A 16,923-nucleotide genomic window follows, 5' to 3' on the forward strand; every position below is an offset into this window, starting at 1 on the left:
CTGCTCATCGTCGCGGACTACCGCTGCGGGGCGCCACGGAGCAGCAGCTCGGCGAGGTGCAGCGCCGGGCGCCCGGCGAGGTCGTCGAGCTGGGTGCGGCACGAGAAGCCGTCGGCGAGCACGACGGCGTCCGGCCCGGCAGCTCGTACGGCGGGCAGCAGGTCGTGCTCGGCCACCGCGACGCTGGTCTCGTAGTGGCCGACCTCGACCCCGAAGTTGCCGGCCAGCCCGCAGCAGCCGCCGACCCGCGTCACCTCGGCGCCGGTCCGGGCGAGCAGGGCGGCGTCGACCTCCCAGCCCAGGACGGCGTGGTGGTGGCAGTGCGGCTGGGCCACGACCTCGACCCCGGTCAGGTCGGGCGGGGTCCACTCCCCCGCGGCCACCCGCGCGGAGAGGAACTCGGCCAGGGTGCGCATCCCGGCGGCCACCTCGGCGACCCGCGGGTCGTCGACGAGCTGGGCGGCGTCCTCGCGGATCGCGGCCAGGCAGCTGGGCTCGAGGCCGACGACCGGGACACCCGAGGAGACGTAGCGGTGCAGCGTCTCCACCGCCCGGCCGACGATCTTCCGCGCCGCGGACAGCTGGCCCGTGGTGATCCACGTGAGGCCGCAGCAGGCGGGGCCGGGGATGACCTCGGCCCGCAGCCCGGTGGAGCGCAGCAGCTCCAGGGCTGCCCGGCCGGTGTCGGCGGCGAAGCTGTCGGTGAAGGAGTCGGCCCAGACCCAGACGTCCACGTCGGTGCGCGCCGCGGCGTCCCCGCCACCCGACCGGGACCGCAGCGGCTGCTCGGAGAAGCGCGGGAGGCTGCGGCGCTGGTCGACGCCGGCGGCGGCCTTGGCCAGGCGCGCGACGGTCGTGCTCCGCAGCGCCGTGTTGGCCAGGCGCGCCGGCGCCATCCGGGCCCAGCGCGGCAGCTGGCCGAGCGCGTAGTGGGAGCGGGGGCGCAGCCGCCCGGCGTACCGCTGCGAGAGCACCTCGGACTTGTAGGTCGCCATGTCCACGCCGGTGGGGCAGTCGGAGGCGCAGCCCTTGCAGGACAGGCACAGGTCGAGCGCCTCGCCGACGGCCTCGCTGCGCACGTCGAGGACGCCCGACACGACGTCCTGCAGCACGTGGGCGCGACCGCGGGTGGAGTCCTTCTCCTCGCGGCTGGCCAGGTACGACGGGCACATCACGCCGCCGGTGCCGGTGTTGTCGGCGACGCACTTGCCCACCCCCGTGCAGCGGTGCACCGCCGAGGTGAGCGAGCCGTGGTCGTGGGTCAGGCGCAGCGTGGTCCGCAGGCCGGGCAGCGGCTGGGCCAGCCGCAGGTCGGAGTCGAAGGGCGCCGGGTCGACGAGCACCCCCGGGTTGAGCAGCCCACGCGGGTCGAGCACGCGCTTGGCCTGCTCCATCAGCGCGATCGCCGCCGGGGAGTACATCCGCGGGAGCAGCTCCGAGCGCGCCCGGCCGTCGCCGTGCTCGCCCGACATCGAGCCGCCGTAGCCCGCGACCAGGTCGGCGGCCTGCTCCACGAAGTGCCGGTAGCGCCCGCGACCGGCCTCGTCCTCGAGCTCGAAGTCGATGCGCACGTGCACGCAGCCGTCACCGAAGTGGCCGTAGGGCACGCCGTCGAGGCCGCTCTGGTGCAGCAGGGCGTCGAAGTCGCGCAGGTAGGCGCCGAGCTTCTCGGGCGGCACCGCCGCGTCCTCCCAGCCCGCCTGCGCCGGGCGCGTGAGCGAGCGGGCGGCCAGACCGGCGCCGTCCTCGCGGATCCGCCACAGGGCGAGCTGCTCGCGGACGTCGGTGACGACGCGGTGGGCGACGCCGGCCGTGCGGGCGACCGCCCGGGCCCGGGCGTCGGCCTCGGCCAGCGAGTCGGCGGTGACCTCGGCGAACAACCAGCCGCCACCGGCGGGGAGCTCGGGGTGGGAGCTGACCATGTCGACGATGCGCTCGCCCAGGCCCTCGCACGCGACGAGGTCGTGGCCGGCGAGCAGGGCGGGGACGGCGTCGGCGGCCTCGGCCATCGTCGGGTATGCCAGCACGGCCAGGGCGCGGAAGGGGGCGTCCTCGACCAGGCGCACGTGGGCGTCGAGGACGACGCCGAGGGTGCCCTCGGTGCCGGCGAGGAAGCGGTCGAAGCGACGGCCACGCTCGGGGAGCAGGTGCTCGAAGGAGTAGCCCGACACCTGGCGGCCGAACCGGCCGAACTCCGTGCGGACGACCCCGAGGTGGGCGTCGACCAGCTCGGTCAGGGCCGCGGGCGGCGCCAGGTCCGGTCCCGTGCGCACCACGGTGCCGTCGGCGAGCAGCACCGTCATGGCCTCGATGTTGTCGACCGTGCGGCCGTAGCCCAGCGCCCGCGACCCGCAGGCGTTGTTGCCGATCATCCCGCCGACGGTGCAGCGCGTGTGCGTCGAGGGATCGGGGCCGAAGCGCAGCCCCAGGGGCACCGCCTGCCGCTGCAGGCTGGCGTGCACCGCCCCCGGCTGGACGTGGGCGACCCGCGCCTCGGCGTCGATGGAGAGCACGTCGTGCAGGTGCCGGGTGGTGTCGAGCACGATGCCCGCACCGATGGCGTTGCCCGCGATCGAGGTGCCGGCCCCGCGCATCGTCAGCGGCACCCCGGTCTCGCGGACCACCCCGAGCACCGCCTGGATCTCGTCGGTGTGCCGGGGCCGCACGACGACCTGCGGAGCCACCCGCCACAGCCCGGCGTCGCTGGCGTAGAGCGATCGTGCGAGGTCGGAGTCGTCGACGTCGGAGACTCCCGCGGACCGCAGGGCCTGGACGAGATCGCTGGTCGGCACGTGCTCCAGTCTCTCACCCGGGTGCACGCCGCCGGCCGCTCCCTCCGCCCGTGGACGGGCCTACCAGAGCTCGAGCGAGCGCTCCAGGATCCCGGCGGCGTCCTCCTCGGTGACCTCGCGGGGGGAGGTGGCGAGCAGCCGCTGCTGCTTGAGGGTGCCCTCGACGAGGTCGTCGATGTCGCCCTTGTCGTAGCCGACGGCGGCCAGGCCGTTGGGGATGGTGATGTCGCGCATCAGCTCGGCGAGCACGGCGGGCAGGGTGTCGGGGCCGCGGTCGTGCGAGTGGCCGGGGGCGAGCAGCTCCGCGGCCTTGAGGTGGCGCTCGGGCGAGGCCTCGAAGGTCCAGCGGAAGGCCTCGGGCGCGGTCAGCGAGACGGCCATGCCGTGCGGCACCATCGCCTCGTCCTGGGGGTAGCCCTCGGGCCGGAAGCCCCTGACGCGGCCGGCGATCGGGTAGGCGTTGGCGTGCGGGATGTGCACGCCGGCGTTGCCGAAGCCGATGCCGGCGAAGGTGGCGGCCATCGCCATCTGGTGGCGGGCCTCGTCGTCGTCGCCGTGCAGCACGGCGGTGCGGAAGGACTCCGAGAGCAGCGACATCGCCTTCTCCGACCACATGTCCGACATCGGGTTGGAGCCGCAGTAGGGCACGCGCTGGTCGGGCTGCTTGCGGTCGTAGGAGCGGTAGTCGCGGGCGGTGTAGCTCTCCAGCGCGTGGCACAGGATGTCCATGCCGGCCGCGGAGGTCACCCCGGCCGGCTGGGTGCGGGTCAGGGCGGGGTCGACGACGGCCAGGGTGGGACGCAGCCGCGGGTGGCTGATGCCGGTCTTGACGTGCTGGGCCAGCACGTCGAGGACGCAGATGGTGGTCGACTCCGCGCCGGTGCCGGTCGTGGTCGGCACGGCGACCAGGGGCTTGAGCGGCGAGGCCGGGGCGCGGCCCTGGCCGACGGGGGCGTTGATGTAGTCCATCAGCTCGCCCTCGTTGGTGGTGAGCAGGTTGACCGCCTTGGCGGTGTCGATCGAGGAGCCGCCCCCGACCGCGACGAAGGCGTCCCAGGGACCGGTCGCACGGGCGTGCGCGATCGCCTCCTCGAGGCTGGCGTCGGTCGGCTCCACGTGGACGCCGTCGAAGACCGCGGCCTCGATGCCGAACTGCGCCATCTGGTCGGCGACCCGCTGGGGATGGCCGGTGGCGGCCACGCCGGCGTCGGTGACGACCAGCACCCGCTTCACGGAGTACTGGGAGAGGTCGTAGCCGATCTCGTCGGAGGCCCCCTCACCGAACTTCAGACCGGGTGCTCCGTAGGTGAAGATCGACTCAGCGCTCATGACGCCAATCTAGCGACCCACGTGACCGGCGCCACTCCCCCGGCTCCTCCTCCTCCGCTGCTCCGGGCCGGCGCCGCTACTGTGCGGGCGTGTCCGACCCGGTGTACCGCCTCGTCAACGGGGTCGGCCGGCTCGCGCTGCGGGCGCTGCGCCTCGAGGTCCGGTGGACCGGTGCCGAGCACCTGCCGACGCAGGGGCCGGTGGTGCTCGCTGCCACCCACGGGTCGTTCCCCGACTTCGTGCTGCTCGAGCGGGTGGCGGTCACCCGAGGCCGCTACGTGCGGTTCCTGACCCGCCACGACGTCTGGCACGCGCCCGGCGTGCCGTTCTTCATGGACGCCATGCGCCACGTGCCGGTGGACCGCGACGCCCCGGCGGCGGCGTACCTGCGGGCCCGGGCGCTGCTGCGGGCCGGCGAGGCCGTCGGCGGGTTCCCCGAGGCGGGGATCTCGCACTCCTACACGGTGCGGCCGCTGATGCGCGGCCTGGTGGCGCTGGCCCAGGAGGTGGGGGTGCCGCTGGTGCCGGTCGCGCTGTGGGGCGGTCAGCGGCTGCTCGGCGTCGGGGACCCCGCCCCGCCACCGGACTGGACGCGCGGCCGGCGGGTCGACCTGGCCCTGGGGCCCGCGCTGCGCGTGGCACCCGGGGACGACCTGACCGAGCGCACCCACGAGCTCGGGCACGTGCTGACCGACCTGCTGGAGGGGCTGCAGCGACTGCCCCACCACCAGCCGCGGCCGGGCCAGGTCGCGCCGTGGCACCCCGCCCACCTCGGCGGCCACGCGCCCTCCCGCTACCGCGCGGTCGAGCTCGAGACCGTGCCGCTCCACGCGGTCAGGCCGAGCTGGGGTCCCGATCTCGACGCCTACGGCGGGCCCGCTGGAAGGACCCCACCGGGTCCACCAGCACGTTGAGGCGCGAGGACACCGGCTGCCAGGCCAGCACCAGCGCCAGGGCGACCGCGGCCAGCGTGGTCAGCACCAGCGACACCGGCCAGTGGTCGGCCGCCCAGCCCTTGTAGCCCAGGAACTCAGCGCCCAGCACCACGAAGCCGTGGTAGAGGTAGACGACCAGGGTGGCCCCGCCCATCGCGGAGAACCACGTCCTGGTGCGCGGCACCACGGCGAAGAACGCGAAGGCACCGACCAGGCCGCTGAGCAGCATCCCCATGCGGATCACGAAGGCCCGCAGGTTGTCCGGGTCGAGGGCGTCGTAGCGGGTCCGGTAGTAGAACCACTCGGTCTCCAGCAGGTCGCCGGCCCAGCGGGCGGCCACGGCCATCAGCAGCAGCACGGCGAAGCCGTACCAGCGCGCGCGGCGGCTGCGGATCAGGTTCCAGTGGCCCTCGTGCATCTTCAGGCCGAGCACGAAGAAGGGCAGCAGCCCCAGGATGCGGGCGTTGTCGAGGGTGTCGGTGGCGAACAGCCCGGCGGCCAGGCTGATCGCGGTCGCCACCACCACCTTCGCCGGCAGACGCGTGAAGACCGGCGTCGCCAGGCGCCAGAAGAAGAGGGCGGACAGGTACCACATCGGCCAGTGCGGGTTGGCCCAGATCCGCTCGAACTCCACCCCGCCGAACTCGTGGCGGAACCACACGAGCAGGCCCTCGAACACGACGTACGGCAGCGCCACCGTGGTGAGCAGCGACGTCATCCGGGCGCGGGTGTACTCGAACGACCGCGACAGGTAGCCGGTGACGATGACGAACGCCGGGATGTGCCAGGCGTAGAGGAAGTGGTAGGCCCAGCCGTCGACCAGCTTGGCCGTCCCCGACCCCTGGTCGCCGGAGAACAGCGGCAGCAGCGTCCAGGCGTGGCCGATCACGACGAGGACGACCAGCGTCATCTTGGCGTTGTCGAACCAGGGGTCTCGGACCTTCGGGGCCGGGGCCGTGGGGCGGGACCCGGTCGCGGCGGGGGCGGCGCTCGTCACCGGAGAAGCCTACCGACCCGGTCGACTTCGCGGCACCGCTCGAGGGGGACGCGCGAGGGGATCCTAGACTCGGGCGCGTGTCAGAGCCGAGCACCCCGGGATCTCGCTCGCTGCCCCAGCGGCAGCGCGTCGCGGCGTACGCCGTGGTGCTGCGCGACGGGGAGCTGCTGCTGTCCCGGCTGGCGCCCTACCTGTCCGAGTCGCCGCGCTGGACGCTGCCCGGCGGCGGCATCGACTTCGGCGAGCACCCCCGCGACGCCGTCGTCCGCGAGGTCCACGAGGAGACCGGCCTCGACGTGACGGTCTCCGACGAGGCCTGGATCGACTCCGCCCGCCGGCACGCCACCGTGTCCGACACCGACATGCACTCGGTGCGGATCGTCTACGAGGGCTGGGTCGCGCCCGACGCCCCCGAGCCCCGCGTCGTCGAGGTCGACGGCTCCACCGTCGACGCCGCGTGGCACCCGCTCGCCGACGTGGTCTCGGGCCGGGTCGAGACGGTCCCGATGGTGCGCTGGGCGCTCGACCAGCACGCCACCGCGCGGCTGCAGCGGGTCGCGGCGTACGCCCTGGTGGTGCGGACCCACGACGGCGCCGACGAGGTGCTGCTCACCCGCAACTCGGCGCGCGGGCCCCACCCGGGCCGCTGGGCGCTGCCCGGCGGCGGCGTCGACCACGGCGAGCCGCCGGCTCGGACCGTGGCGCGCGAGCTGCGCGAGGAGACCGGTCTCGACGGCGAGGTCGGGCGGCTCGTCGGGGTGCACGACGAGCACTTCACCGGCACCGCCCCCTCCGGGCGCGAGGAGGACTTCCACGGCGTCCAGCTCCTCTTCGAGGTCACCGCGACCGGCGACCCCGAGGTCCGCGACACCGACGGCACCACCGACGCCGCGGCCTGGGTGCCGGTCGAGCAGGTGCGCTCCGGCGCCCTCGAGGTGGCCGAGCTCGTCCGCACGGCCCTGGACCACCGCGCTCGCTGAGGGCGACGGGGTCACCCACCTCGGGGGGGCCCCGCCCCGCCGGGTCAGCTGAACGGCGGCCGGTGGTCCAGCGCGACCGAGCGTCGACCCGCCCAGCGCCACACGCGCGCGGCCCGGTCGCGGTCCTCGTCGGTCACGAGGTTGCCCATCCAGCGCAGCGCGAGCGTCATCAGCCAGTCCGACCGCATGCCGGCGGGGCCGAAGGTCGGCAGCACCCGCGGCACCGTCACCAGCCCGGCCAGCCGCCGGGCGATCGAGAACGACTCGCCGTAGTGCTCGCGCAGCAGGTCGGGCCAGGCCGTCTCCAGGTCGCCCCCCTCGACGAGCAGGTCGACCACGAGCCGGCCGCCCTCGAGGCCGTAGTCGATGCCCTCGCCGTTGAGCGGGTTCACGCAGCCCGCGGCGTCGCCGACCAGCGCCCAGTTGGGGCCGGCCACCCGCGACACCGCCCCGCCCATCGGCAGCAGCGCCGAGGTGGGGGCGCGCAGCTCGCCGGTGATCCCGAACTCCTCGCGGCGCTCGTCGGTGTAGAACTGCATCAGCGGGCGCAGCGCGACCTCGGCGGGCCGCTTCGAGGTCGCCAGCGTGCCGACGCCGATGTTGATCTGCCCGTCGCCGAGCGGGAAGATCCAGCCGTAGCCGGACAGGATCTCGCCGTCCACGCCGCGCAGCTCGAGGTGGCTGGAGATCCAGGGGTCGTCGCTCGCGGTCGAGTCGACGTACGCCCGCGCGGCGACGCCGTAGACGGTGTCGCGGTGCCACTCGCGGCCGAGCAGCTTGCCCAGGGGCGAGCGCACGCCGTCGGCCACCACGAGGCGGCGGCAGCGGATCTCGAGCCGCTCCCCCGCGCCCTCGGTCCCGCGGGACCGCTCGAAGACCACGGCCGTCACGCGACCGGCCTCGAGGCGCACGTCGACGGCGCGGAGACCGTCGAGCCCGTGGGCGCCCGCCTTGACCGCGGTCGTGCGCAGGTGGTCGTCGAGCTCGGTGCGCGCCACGGCCGAGCCGTACGCCGGCAGCGTGCCGCCGGGCCAGGGCAGCAGCAGCGTCTGCCCGAACCCGTGGGCCCGCAGGCCGTGGTTGACGGTGTGCGAGCGCACCCACTCGCCGAGGCCCAGCCGCTCGAGCTCGCCGATGGCCCGGGGCGTCAGCCCGTCGCCGCAGGTCTTGTCGCGGGGGAAGACGGCGGCGTCGGCCAGGACGACGTCGAGGCCCGCCCGCGCGGCCCAGGCGGCGGCCGCGGAGCCGGCGGGACCGGCCCCCACGACCAGGACGTCGGTCTCGGCGGGGACGGGGGCGAGGCTCACGCCCCCATTCTCGCAAGCCCCTGGTCACCGGCCTCCCAGGGGCTCGCGGCGAGCAGGTCGCCCGGCGTCAGGGCCGCGTGTAGGGCTTGTGCGCGAGCAGGTGGACCTTGGTGCTCGCGCAGCCGGTGGTGCGGTGCGCGACGAACCGGCCCACCTCCCAGTCCGGGCCGATGACCTGCAGCGAGGTCACCTTCCTCGGGTGGCAGGTGGCCTTCGGGTAGTTCTGGGCGACCACCTCGTCGAGCACGCTGACCGCCTTCTGGCCCGGCTCGAGGACCAGGACCGGGTCGGGACCAGGGGTGCGCGTGGCCGACGCCCCGATCTGGCGACCGATGTCGTCGACGTACGCCACCCCGCCGTAGCCGTGGGTGCGGCACGTCTGGTCGGAGGTGTTGCGCAGCACGATCCGGCCGTAGCGGTGACCCGCCCCGGCGTCCGTGGCGTGGTAGGCGGTGACGAGGTTCTCGGGACCGCAGAACGGGGCCGTGGCTGCCGACGCGGGACCGACGAGCGGGCCCGCGAGCGCGCTGGCAGCGACCGTCAGGGCGGCGGCACCGGTGGCGAGGAACGTGCGTGTGGACATGCTGACCTTCTCTCCTCGGGGCCCGGCCAGGCTGGTCGGTGCCTCACCCCGTACGACGCACGATGCTCCCCAGAAGTTGCATACGGCAACCAGATGGCGAGTTCTCGCCGACCGCGACTGCCACCTCGGTCCCGGGTCCGTGGTCGCCCACCCACGGGCTGCAGCCGGGCGGGGGCGTGTCGTCGTGGTGGGTGACGATCTCCTCGGGGGTGGGCACCCCGCCGGGCTGGGCAGTCCCCGGACGCAGCACGACCCCCGACGCCGAGGCGTCGGGGGTCGTGAGGTGGTGCGTCAGTTCTGGTAGGACCCGAAGTCGAAGTCGTCCAGCGCCACGGTCTGACCGGTGGTGCTACCGAAGTAGTCGTCACCGTAGTTGTCGTAGCCCGTGACGGCGTACGCCGCGGCGCGCGCCTCCTCGGTCGGCTCCACCCGGATGTTGCGGTACCGCTCGAGGCCGGTGCCCGCCGGGATCAGCTTGCCGATGATGACGTTCTCCTTCAGACCCAGCAGCGAGTCCGACTTGCCGTTGATGGCGGCGTCGGTGAGCACCCGGGTGGTCTCCTGGAAGGAGGCCGCCGAGAGCCACGACTCGGTCGCCAGCGAGGCCTTGGTGATGCCCATCAGCACCGGACGACCCGAGGCGGGCTTGGAGCCCTCGGAGACCGCGCGGCGGTTCTCCTCCTCGTAGCGCACCCGGTCGACGAGGTCGGACGGGAGCAGCTTGGTGTCGCCGGACTCGATCACCGTGACGCGGCGCAGCATCTGCCGGACGATGATCTCGATGTGCTTGTCGTGGATCGACACGCCCTGGCTGCGGTACACCCGCTGGACCTCGGCCACCAGGTGCTCCTGGGCCTTGCGGACACCCAGGATGCGCAGGACCTCCTGGGGGTCCGGCGTGCCCTGCGTGATCTGCTCGCCGACCTCGATGTGGTCACCGTCGCCGACCAGCAGGCGCGAGCGCTTGCTGACGGGGTACTCCTGGACCTCCGAGCCGTCGTCGGGGGTCAGCAGCACCTTGCGGGACTTGTCGGTGTCCTCGATCTCGATGCGGCCGGCGGACTCGGCGATGGGCGCCTTGCCCTTGGGCTGACGGGCCTCGAAGAGCTCGACCACGCGGGGCAGGCCCTGCGTGATGTCGTCCGCGGAGGCCACACCACCGGTGTGGAAGGTGCGCATCGTCAGCTGCGTGCCGGGCTCGCCGATGGACTGGGCGGCGATGATGCCGACCGCCTCGCCGATGTCGACCAGCTTGCCGGTGGCCAGCGAGCGGCCGTAGCACTTGGCACACGTGCCGGTGCGGGCGTCGCAGGTCAGCACGGAGCGGACCTTGACCGTCTCGATGCCGGCCGCGACCAGCTCCTCGATCTTGATGTCACCCAGGTCCTCACCGGCACCGGCGAGCACCTCCCCGGTCTCGGGGTGGGTGATCTCGACCGCCGCGGCCCGGGCGTACGCCGAGGTCTCGGCGTTGTCGTCCTTGACCACGACGCCGTCGTCGAGACGGACACCGATGACCTTGTTCATGCCGCGCTCGGTGCCGCAGTCGTCCTCGCGGATGATCACGTCCTGCGAGACGTCCACCAGACGACGGGTCAGGTAGCCCGAGTCGGCGGTGCGCAGCGCGGTGTCGGCCAGGCCCTTGCGGGCACCGTGGGTGGAGATGAAGTACTCCAGGACCGAGAGGCCCTCACGGAAGTTGGCCTTGATCGGACGCGGGATGATGTCGCCCTTGGGGTTGGCCACCAGACCACGCATGGCCGCCACCTGACGCATCTGCATCATGTTTCCGGAGGCGCCCGAGTCGACCATCATGTAGATCGGGTTCTTCTTGTCGAAGTTGGCCTCCATGGCCTTCGCGACCTCGTTGGAGGCCTGCGTCCAGATCTCGATGAGCTCCTGGCGACGCTCGTCGTCGGTGATCAGGCCCAGCTCGGCCTGCTGCTGCACCTTGGCCGCCTTGGCGTCGTACTTCTCCAGGATCTCGGCCTTGGAGTCGGGGGTGACGACGTCCTCGATCGAGACGGTCACGCCGGAGCGCGTGGCCCAGCGGAAACCGGTGTCCTTGAGGGCGTCCAGCGACGCGGCGACCTCGACCTTGCTGTAGCGCTCGGCCAGGTTGTTCACGATGCGGCCCAGCTCGCGCTTGCCGACGCCGAACTCGACGTACTCGTAGTTGGCCGGGAGCGTCTCGTTGAACAGCGCGCGACCCAGGGTGGTGTCGAGCACGGCGGAGTCGCCCTCGCTCCAGCCCTCGGGCAGCTGGGCACCGGCCGGGGGCACGACGCCCTCGAGCCGGATCTTCACCTTCGACTGGATGGTGATCTCGCCCTTGTCGAGGGCCATGATCGCCTCGCCGATCGAGGAGAACGCCCGGCCCTCGCCGACCGCGCCCTCGTCGGCCCGGGTCAGGAAGAAGATGCCGATGATCATGTCCTGGGTCGGCATGGTCACGGGGCGACCGTCCGACGGCTTGAGGATGTTGTTCGTCGACAGCATCAGGATCCGGGCCTCGGCCTGGGCCTCCGCGGACAGTGGCAGGTGCACGGCCATCTGGTCACCGTCGAAGTCGGCGTTGAAGGCCGAGCAGACGAGCGGGTGGATCTGGATGGCCTTGCCCTCGATCAGCTGGGGCTCGAAGGCCTGGATGCCGAGGCGGTGCAGCGTGGGCGCACGGTTGAGCAGCACCGGGTGCTCGGCGATGACCTCCTCCAGGACGTCCCAGACCTCGGGACGCACGGCGCGCTCGACCATCCGCTTGGCGGACTTGATGTTCTGCGCGTGGGAGAGGTCGACCAGCCGCTTCATCACGAAGGGCTTGAACAGCTCGATCGCCATGTACTTGGGCAGACCGCACTGGTGCAGCTTGAGCTGCGGGCCCGAGACGATGACCGAGCGACCGGAGTAGTCGACGCGCTTGCCGAGCAGGTTCTGGCGGAAGCGACCCTGCTTGCCCTTGAGCATGTCGGACAGCGACTTCAGCGGCCGGTTGCCCGGGCCGGTGACGGGACGACCACGGCGGCCGTTGTCGAACAGCGAGTCGACGGCCTCCTGGAGCATCCGCTTCTCGTTGTTGACGATGATCTCGGGCGCACCGAGGTCGAGCAGCCGCTTGAGGCGGTTGTTGCGGTTGATCACGCGGCGGTACAGGTCGTTGAGGTCGGAGGTCGCGAAGCGGCCACCGTCGAGCTGCACCATCGGGCGCAGGTCCGGCGGGATGACCGGGACGGCGTCCAGGACCATGCCCATCGGGCTGTTGCCGGTCTTGCGGAAGGCGTCGACGACCTTGAGGCGCTTGAGCGCACGGACCTTCTTCTGGCCCTTGCCGTTGGCGATGGTGTCGCGCAGCGACTCCACCTCGGCGGGGATGTCGAAGGTCTCGAGGCGCTTCTGGATCGCCGTGGCGCCCATGTAGCCCTCGAAGTACGTGCCGAACCAGTTGTTCATCTCGCGGTAGAGCATCTCGTCGCCCATGAGGTCCTGGACCTTGAGGTTCTTGAAGGTGTTCCACACCTCCTCGAGACGCGCCAGCTCGGCGTCGGAGCGCTTGCGCACGGCCGCCATCTCGCGCTCGGCACCGTCCTTGACCTTGCGCTTGGCGTCGGCCTTGGCGCCCTCCTCCTCCAGCGCGGCCAGGTCGGACTCGAGCTTCTGGGCCCGCTCCTCGATCTGGACGTCGCGGCGGTTCTCCAGGCTCTTGCGCTGCAGGCCGATCTTGCCCTCGAGGTCGGACAGGTCGCGGTGGCGAGCGTCCTCGTCGACGGAGGTGATCATGTAGGCGGCGAAGTAGATGACCTTCTCGAGGTCCTTCGGCGCCAGGTCCAGCAGGTAGCCGAGCCGGCTCGGGACACCCTTGAAGTACCAGATGTGGGTGACCGGTGCGGCGAGCTCGATGTGGCCCATGCGCTCGCGACGCACCTTGGAACGGGTCACCTCGACGCCGCAGCGCTCGCAGATGATGCCCTTGAAGCGCACGCGCTTGTACTTGCCGCAGTAGCACTCCCAGTCCCGGGTGGGACCGAAGATCTTTTCGCAGAACAGGCCGTCACGCTCGGGCTTGAGCGTGCGGTAGTTGATGGTTTCCGGCTTCTTGACCTCGCCGTGGCTCCATCCGCGGATCTCGTCCGCGGTGGCCAGGCCGATCTTGAGCTGGTCGAAGAAATTTACGTCGAGCACAGTGGCTGTCCCTCGTGAGAAGAAGTGTGGAGATCGTGGTGGGGGGCCGAGGCGGGGTGGCGTGTCCGGGGACACGCCACCCGCGACCTCAGACCTCTTCGACCGAGCTGGGCTCGCGACGGGACAGGTCGATGCCGAGCTCCTCGGCGGCGCGGAAGACGTCCTCCTCCGCGTCGCGCATCTCGATCGCGGTGCCGTCCTGCGACAGCACCTCGACGTTGAGGCAGAGCGACTGCATCTCCTTGACGAGCACCTTGAACGACTCGGGGATGCCCGAGTCGGGGATGTTCTCGCCCTTCACGATCGCCTCGTAGACCTTGACGCGACCAGGCACGTCGTCGGACTTGATGGTGAGCAGCTCCTGGAGGGCGTAGGCCGCGCCGTACGCCTCCATCGCCCAGACCTCCATCTCGCCGAACCGCTGGCCACCGAACTGGGCCTTACCACCCAGGGGCTGCTGCGTGATCATCGAGTAGGGACCGGTCGAACGCGCGTGGATCTTGTCGTCGACCAGGTGGTGGAGCTTGAGGATGTACATGTAGCCGACCGAGACCGGGTCCGGGAAGGGCTCTCCCGAGCGGCCGTCGAACAGGCTCGCCTTGCCGCTCTCGCCGACCATCCGCACGCCGTCGCGGTTGGGGATGCTCGAGCCGAGCAGGCCGACGATCTCGTCCTCGCGCGCACCGTCGAAGACCGGGGTGGCCACGTTGGTGTCCGCCTCCGCCTTGTCGGCGTGGATCTTGATCAGCCGCTGCTTCCAGTCGGCCGACTGGTCCTCGCCCGACAGGTCGAGGTCCCAGCCCTGCTTGGCCAGCCAGCCCAGGTGCAGCTCGAGGATCTGGCCGATGTTCATCCGTCGCGGGACGCCCAGCGGGTTGAGGATCACGTCGACCGGGGTGCCGTCCTCCATGAACGGCATGTCCTCGATCGGCAGGATCTTGGCGATGACGCCCTTGTTGCCGTGGCGACCGGCGAGCTTGTCGCCCACCGAGATCTTGCGCTTCTGCGCCACGTAGACGCGGACCAGCTGGTTCACGCCCGGGGGCAGCTCGTCGCCGTCCTCGCGGTTGAACTCGCGGACGCCGATGACCGTGCCGGACTCGCCGTGGGGCACCTTCATCGAGGTGTCGCGCACCTCGCGCGCCTTCTCGCCGAAGATCGCGCGGAGCAGGCGCTCCTCGGGGGTCAGCTCGGTCTCGCCCTTGGGCGTGACCTTGCCGACGAGGATGTCACCGGTGGTGACCTCGGCGCCGACGCGGATGATGCCGCGCTCGTCGAGGTCGGCCAGCACGTCGTCGGAGACGTTGGGGATGTCCCGCGTGATCTCCTCGGGGCCCAGCTTGGTGTCGCGGGCGTCGACCTCGTGCTCCTCGATGTGGATCGAGGTGAGGACGTCCTCCTGCACCAGGCGCTGGGAGAGGATGATCGCGTCCTCGTAGTTGTGGCCCTGCCACGGCATGAAGGCGACGAGCAGGTTGGTGCCCAGCGCCATCTCGCCGTCGTCGGTGCACGGGCCGTCGGCGATCGGCGAGCCGACCTCGACCCGGTCGCCCTCGGAGACCAGCGGGCGCTGGTTGATGCAGGTGCCCTGGTTGGAGCGGGTGAACTTCAGCAGGCGGTGCGACTTGTCGCCGCCCTCGTCGGTGAAGATCACGACCTCGTCGGCCGAGACCGACTTGACCACGCCGGCGACGTCGGAGGTGACCACGTCACCCGCGTCGACGGCCGCGCGGTACTCCATGCCGGTGCCCACCAGCGGGGCGTCGCTCTTGATGAGCGGCACCGCCTGGCGCTGCATGTTGGCGCCCATGAGCGCGCGGTTGGCGTCGTCGTGCTCGAGGAACGGGATCAGCGCGGTCGCCACCGACACCATCTGGCGCGGCGAGACGTCCATGTAGTCGACCTCGGTGCGCGGGATGTCGACGGCCTCGCCACCGCGGGTGCGGACCAGCACGCGCTCGTCGACGAAGTTGCCCTCGTCGTCGATGCGGGCGTTGGCCTGCGCGATGACCTTGGACTCCTCCTCGTCGGCGGTGAGGTGGTGGATCTCGTCGGTCACCTGACCGTCGACGACCACCCGGTAGGGGGTCTCGACGAAGCCGAACGGGTTGATCCGGCCGTAGGAGGCCAGCGAGCCGATCAGGCCGATGTTGGGACCCTCGGGGGTCTCGATCGGGCACATCCGGCCGTAGTGCGACTGGTGCACGTCGCGGACGTCCATCTGCGCGCGGTCGCGCGAGATGCCGCCCGGGCCGAGCGCGGAGAGCCGGCGCTTGTGGGTCAGACCGGCGATCGGGTTGGTCTGGTCCATGAACTGCGAGAGCTGCGAGGTGCCGAAGAACTCCTTCAGCGCCGCGACCACGGGGCGGATGTTGATCAGGGACTGCGGCGTGATGGCCTCGACGTCCTGGGTCGTCATCCGCTCGCGGACCACGCGCTCCATGCGGGCCAGGCCCGTGCGGAGCTGGTTCTGGATGAGCTCGCCCACGGTGCGCATCCGGCGGTTGCCGAAGTGGTCGATGTCGTCCTTGCGGACCTCGATCGTGTCGCCGTTGAGGTTGGTGAGCTCGTTGCCCTGCGCGTCGACCAGCGTGTCCTTCTCGGCGTGCAGCTCCACGATGTAGCGGATCGTGGCCACGATGTCGTCGACGGTCAGCGTCTGCTGGTCGAACGCCTGGTGGGTGCCGAGCTTCTTGTTGATCTTGTAGCGACCGACCTTGGCCAGGTCGTAGCGCTTGGGGTTGAAGTAGTAGTTCTGCAGCAGCGTCTGCGCAGCCTCGCGCGTGGGCGGCTCGCCCGGGCGCAGCTTGCGGTAGATGTCGAGCAGCGCGTCGTCCTGGCCCTCGGTGTTGTCCTTCTCGAGGGTGAGCATCATCGACTCGTACTGGCCGAACTCCTCGCGGATCTGCTCGTTGGTCCAGCCGAGGGCCTTGAGCAGCACCGTGACGTTCTGCTTGCGCTTGCGGTCGAGGCGGACGCCGACCAGGTCGCGCTTGTCGATCTCGAACTCGAGCCAGGCACCGCGCGACGGGATCACCTTGGAGGTGAAGATGTCCTTGTCGGAGGTCTTGTCGGCCGTGCGCTCGAAGTAGACGCCGGGCGAGCGGACCAGCTGCGAGACCACGACCCGCTCGGTGCCGTTGATGATGAAGGTGCCCTTGCGGGTCATCATCGGGAAGTCGCCCATGAAGACGGTCTGACCCTTGATCTCACCGGTCTCGCCGTTGGTGAACTCGGCGGAGACGTAGAGGGGGCGGGAGTAGGTGAAGTCCTTCTCCTTGCACTCCTCCTCGGTGTACTTGGGGTCGAGGAAGACGGGGTTCTCGAACGAGAGCGACATCGTCTCGGAGAAGTCCTCGATCGGGGAGATCTCCTCGAAGATCTCGTGGAGGCCCGACTTCTGCGAGACCTCCTCGCCGTTGGCGCGACGCTCGGCGACGCGCTGCTCCCACTTCTCGTTGCCCACGAGCCAGTCGAAGCTGTCGGTCTGCAGCGCGAGCAGCTGCGGGACCTCGAGGGGTTCGGCGATCTTCGCGAACGAGATGCGGCGGGGGGAGTTGGTGCTGTTCTTGCTGCGCGAGGCGGCCAAGAGGGGTCCTTCCGAGGCACACGTGTGGTGGCGCTCCATCCCCCCACAAACCTGGCCACCGGGCAGGCAGGAAGCATATGAGAGAGGGCGCAAAGAGTCAGGCTACAACAGTGGTCAAGGCACTCACAAGCCCGGGTGCCTCTCGCGGCGCCAGATCGACGCCGGGGGACCCGACCACCGTCGCGCCGGAGCGCCTCGGTGGCGACACGCTACCCCCTGGGGGCCGCGTTGGGGA

Annotated in this window: 9 protein-coding genes; 2 read left to right on the forward strand and 7 right to left on the reverse strand. The window is 71.4% G+C overall.

Annotation, left to right across the window (positions count from 1 at the left end; genetic code table 11):
• Nucleotides 1-17: 17 nt before the first annotated feature.
• Together BLU55_RS10920 and BLU55_RS10925 are read right to left on the reverse strand one after the other, a co-directional pair.
• Nucleotides 18-2,792 carry an FAD-binding and (Fe-S)-binding domain-containing protein gene (locus BLU55_RS10920; RefSeq protein ID WP_091729492.1) on the reverse strand — a complete coding sequence of 925 codons (2,775 nt, stop codon included), beginning with the start codon at nt 2,790-2,792 and terminating at the stop codon, nt 18-20.
• Nucleotides 2,793-2,852: 60 nt separating this feature from the next.
• Entirely contained in the window at nt 2,853-4,121 is a 1,269-nt protein-coding gene (locus BLU55_RS10925; RefSeq protein WP_091729495.1) for a hydroxyacid-oxoacid transhydrogenase, read from the reverse strand.
• Between the two features lie 89 nt (nt 4,122-4,210).
• On the opposite strand from BLU55_RS10925, the gene BLU55_RS10930 reads away from it, so the two are divergent.
• Nucleotides 4,211-5,035, forward strand: a complete 825-nt coding sequence (locus BLU55_RS10930) for a lysophospholipid acyltransferase family protein (RefSeq protein WP_091729497.1) — start codon at nt 4,211-4,213, stop codon at nt 5,033-5,035.
• Here BLU55_RS10930 and BLU55_RS10935 read toward each other — a convergent pair.
• Nucleotides 4,956-6,053, reverse strand: a complete 1,098-nt coding sequence (locus BLU55_RS10935) for an acyltransferase family protein (protein WP_091729500.1) — start codon at nt 6,051-6,053, stop codon at nt 4,956-4,958. The genes BLU55_RS10930 and BLU55_RS10935 overlap by 80 nt on opposite strands.
• Before the next feature lie 77 nt (nt 6,054-6,130).
• On the opposite strand from BLU55_RS10935, the gene BLU55_RS10940 reads away from it, so the two are divergent.
• Nucleotides 6,131-7,033 (forward strand): NUDIX hydrolase, encoded by a 903-nt coding sequence (locus tag BLU55_RS10940; RefSeq protein WP_091729503.1) that lies wholly within the window; start codon nt 6,131-6,133, stop codon nt 7,031-7,033.
• A 44-nt stretch (nt 7,034-7,077) separates the two neighbouring features.
• Here the strand turns inward: BLU55_RS10940 and BLU55_RS10945 are convergent, their stop codons facing one another.
• The 4 genes from BLU55_RS10945 to rpoB form a co-directional block, all read right to left on the reverse strand.
• A complete protein-coding gene (locus tag BLU55_RS10945) occupies nt 7,078-8,340 on the reverse strand; it encodes a geranylgeranyl reductase family protein (RefSeq protein ID WP_091729507.1) in 1,263 nt (420 codons plus the stop codon).
• A 67-nt stretch (nt 8,341-8,407) separates the two neighbouring features.
• On the reverse strand, nt 8,408-8,923 hold the full coding sequence (locus BLU55_RS10950) for a DUF4232 domain-containing protein (protein WP_091729510.1): 516 nt from the start codon (nt 8,921-8,923) through the stop codon (nt 8,408-8,410).
• A 291-nt stretch (nt 8,924-9,214) separates the two neighbouring features.
• Nucleotides 9,215-13,099, reverse strand: a complete 3,885-nt coding sequence (locus tag BLU55_RS10955; RefSeq protein ID WP_091729512.1) for a DNA-directed RNA polymerase subunit beta' — start codon at nt 13,097-13,099, stop codon at nt 9,215-9,217.
• Between the two features lie 88 nt (nt 13,100-13,187).
• The gene (rpoB, locus tag BLU55_RS10960; protein ID WP_197680958.1) at nt 13,188-16,688 is read right to left on the reverse strand and encodes a DNA-directed RNA polymerase subunit beta; all 3,501 of its coding nucleotides are present in this window, start codon (nt 16,686-16,688) and stop codon (nt 13,188-13,190) included.
• Between the last annotated feature and the right edge of the window lie 235 nt (nt 16,689-16,923).

It is taken from the genome of Nocardioides scoriae (genome assembly GCF_900104965.1).
GTDB lineage: Bacteria > Actinomycetota > Actinomycetes > Propionibacteriales > Nocardioidaceae > Marmoricola > Marmoricola scoriae.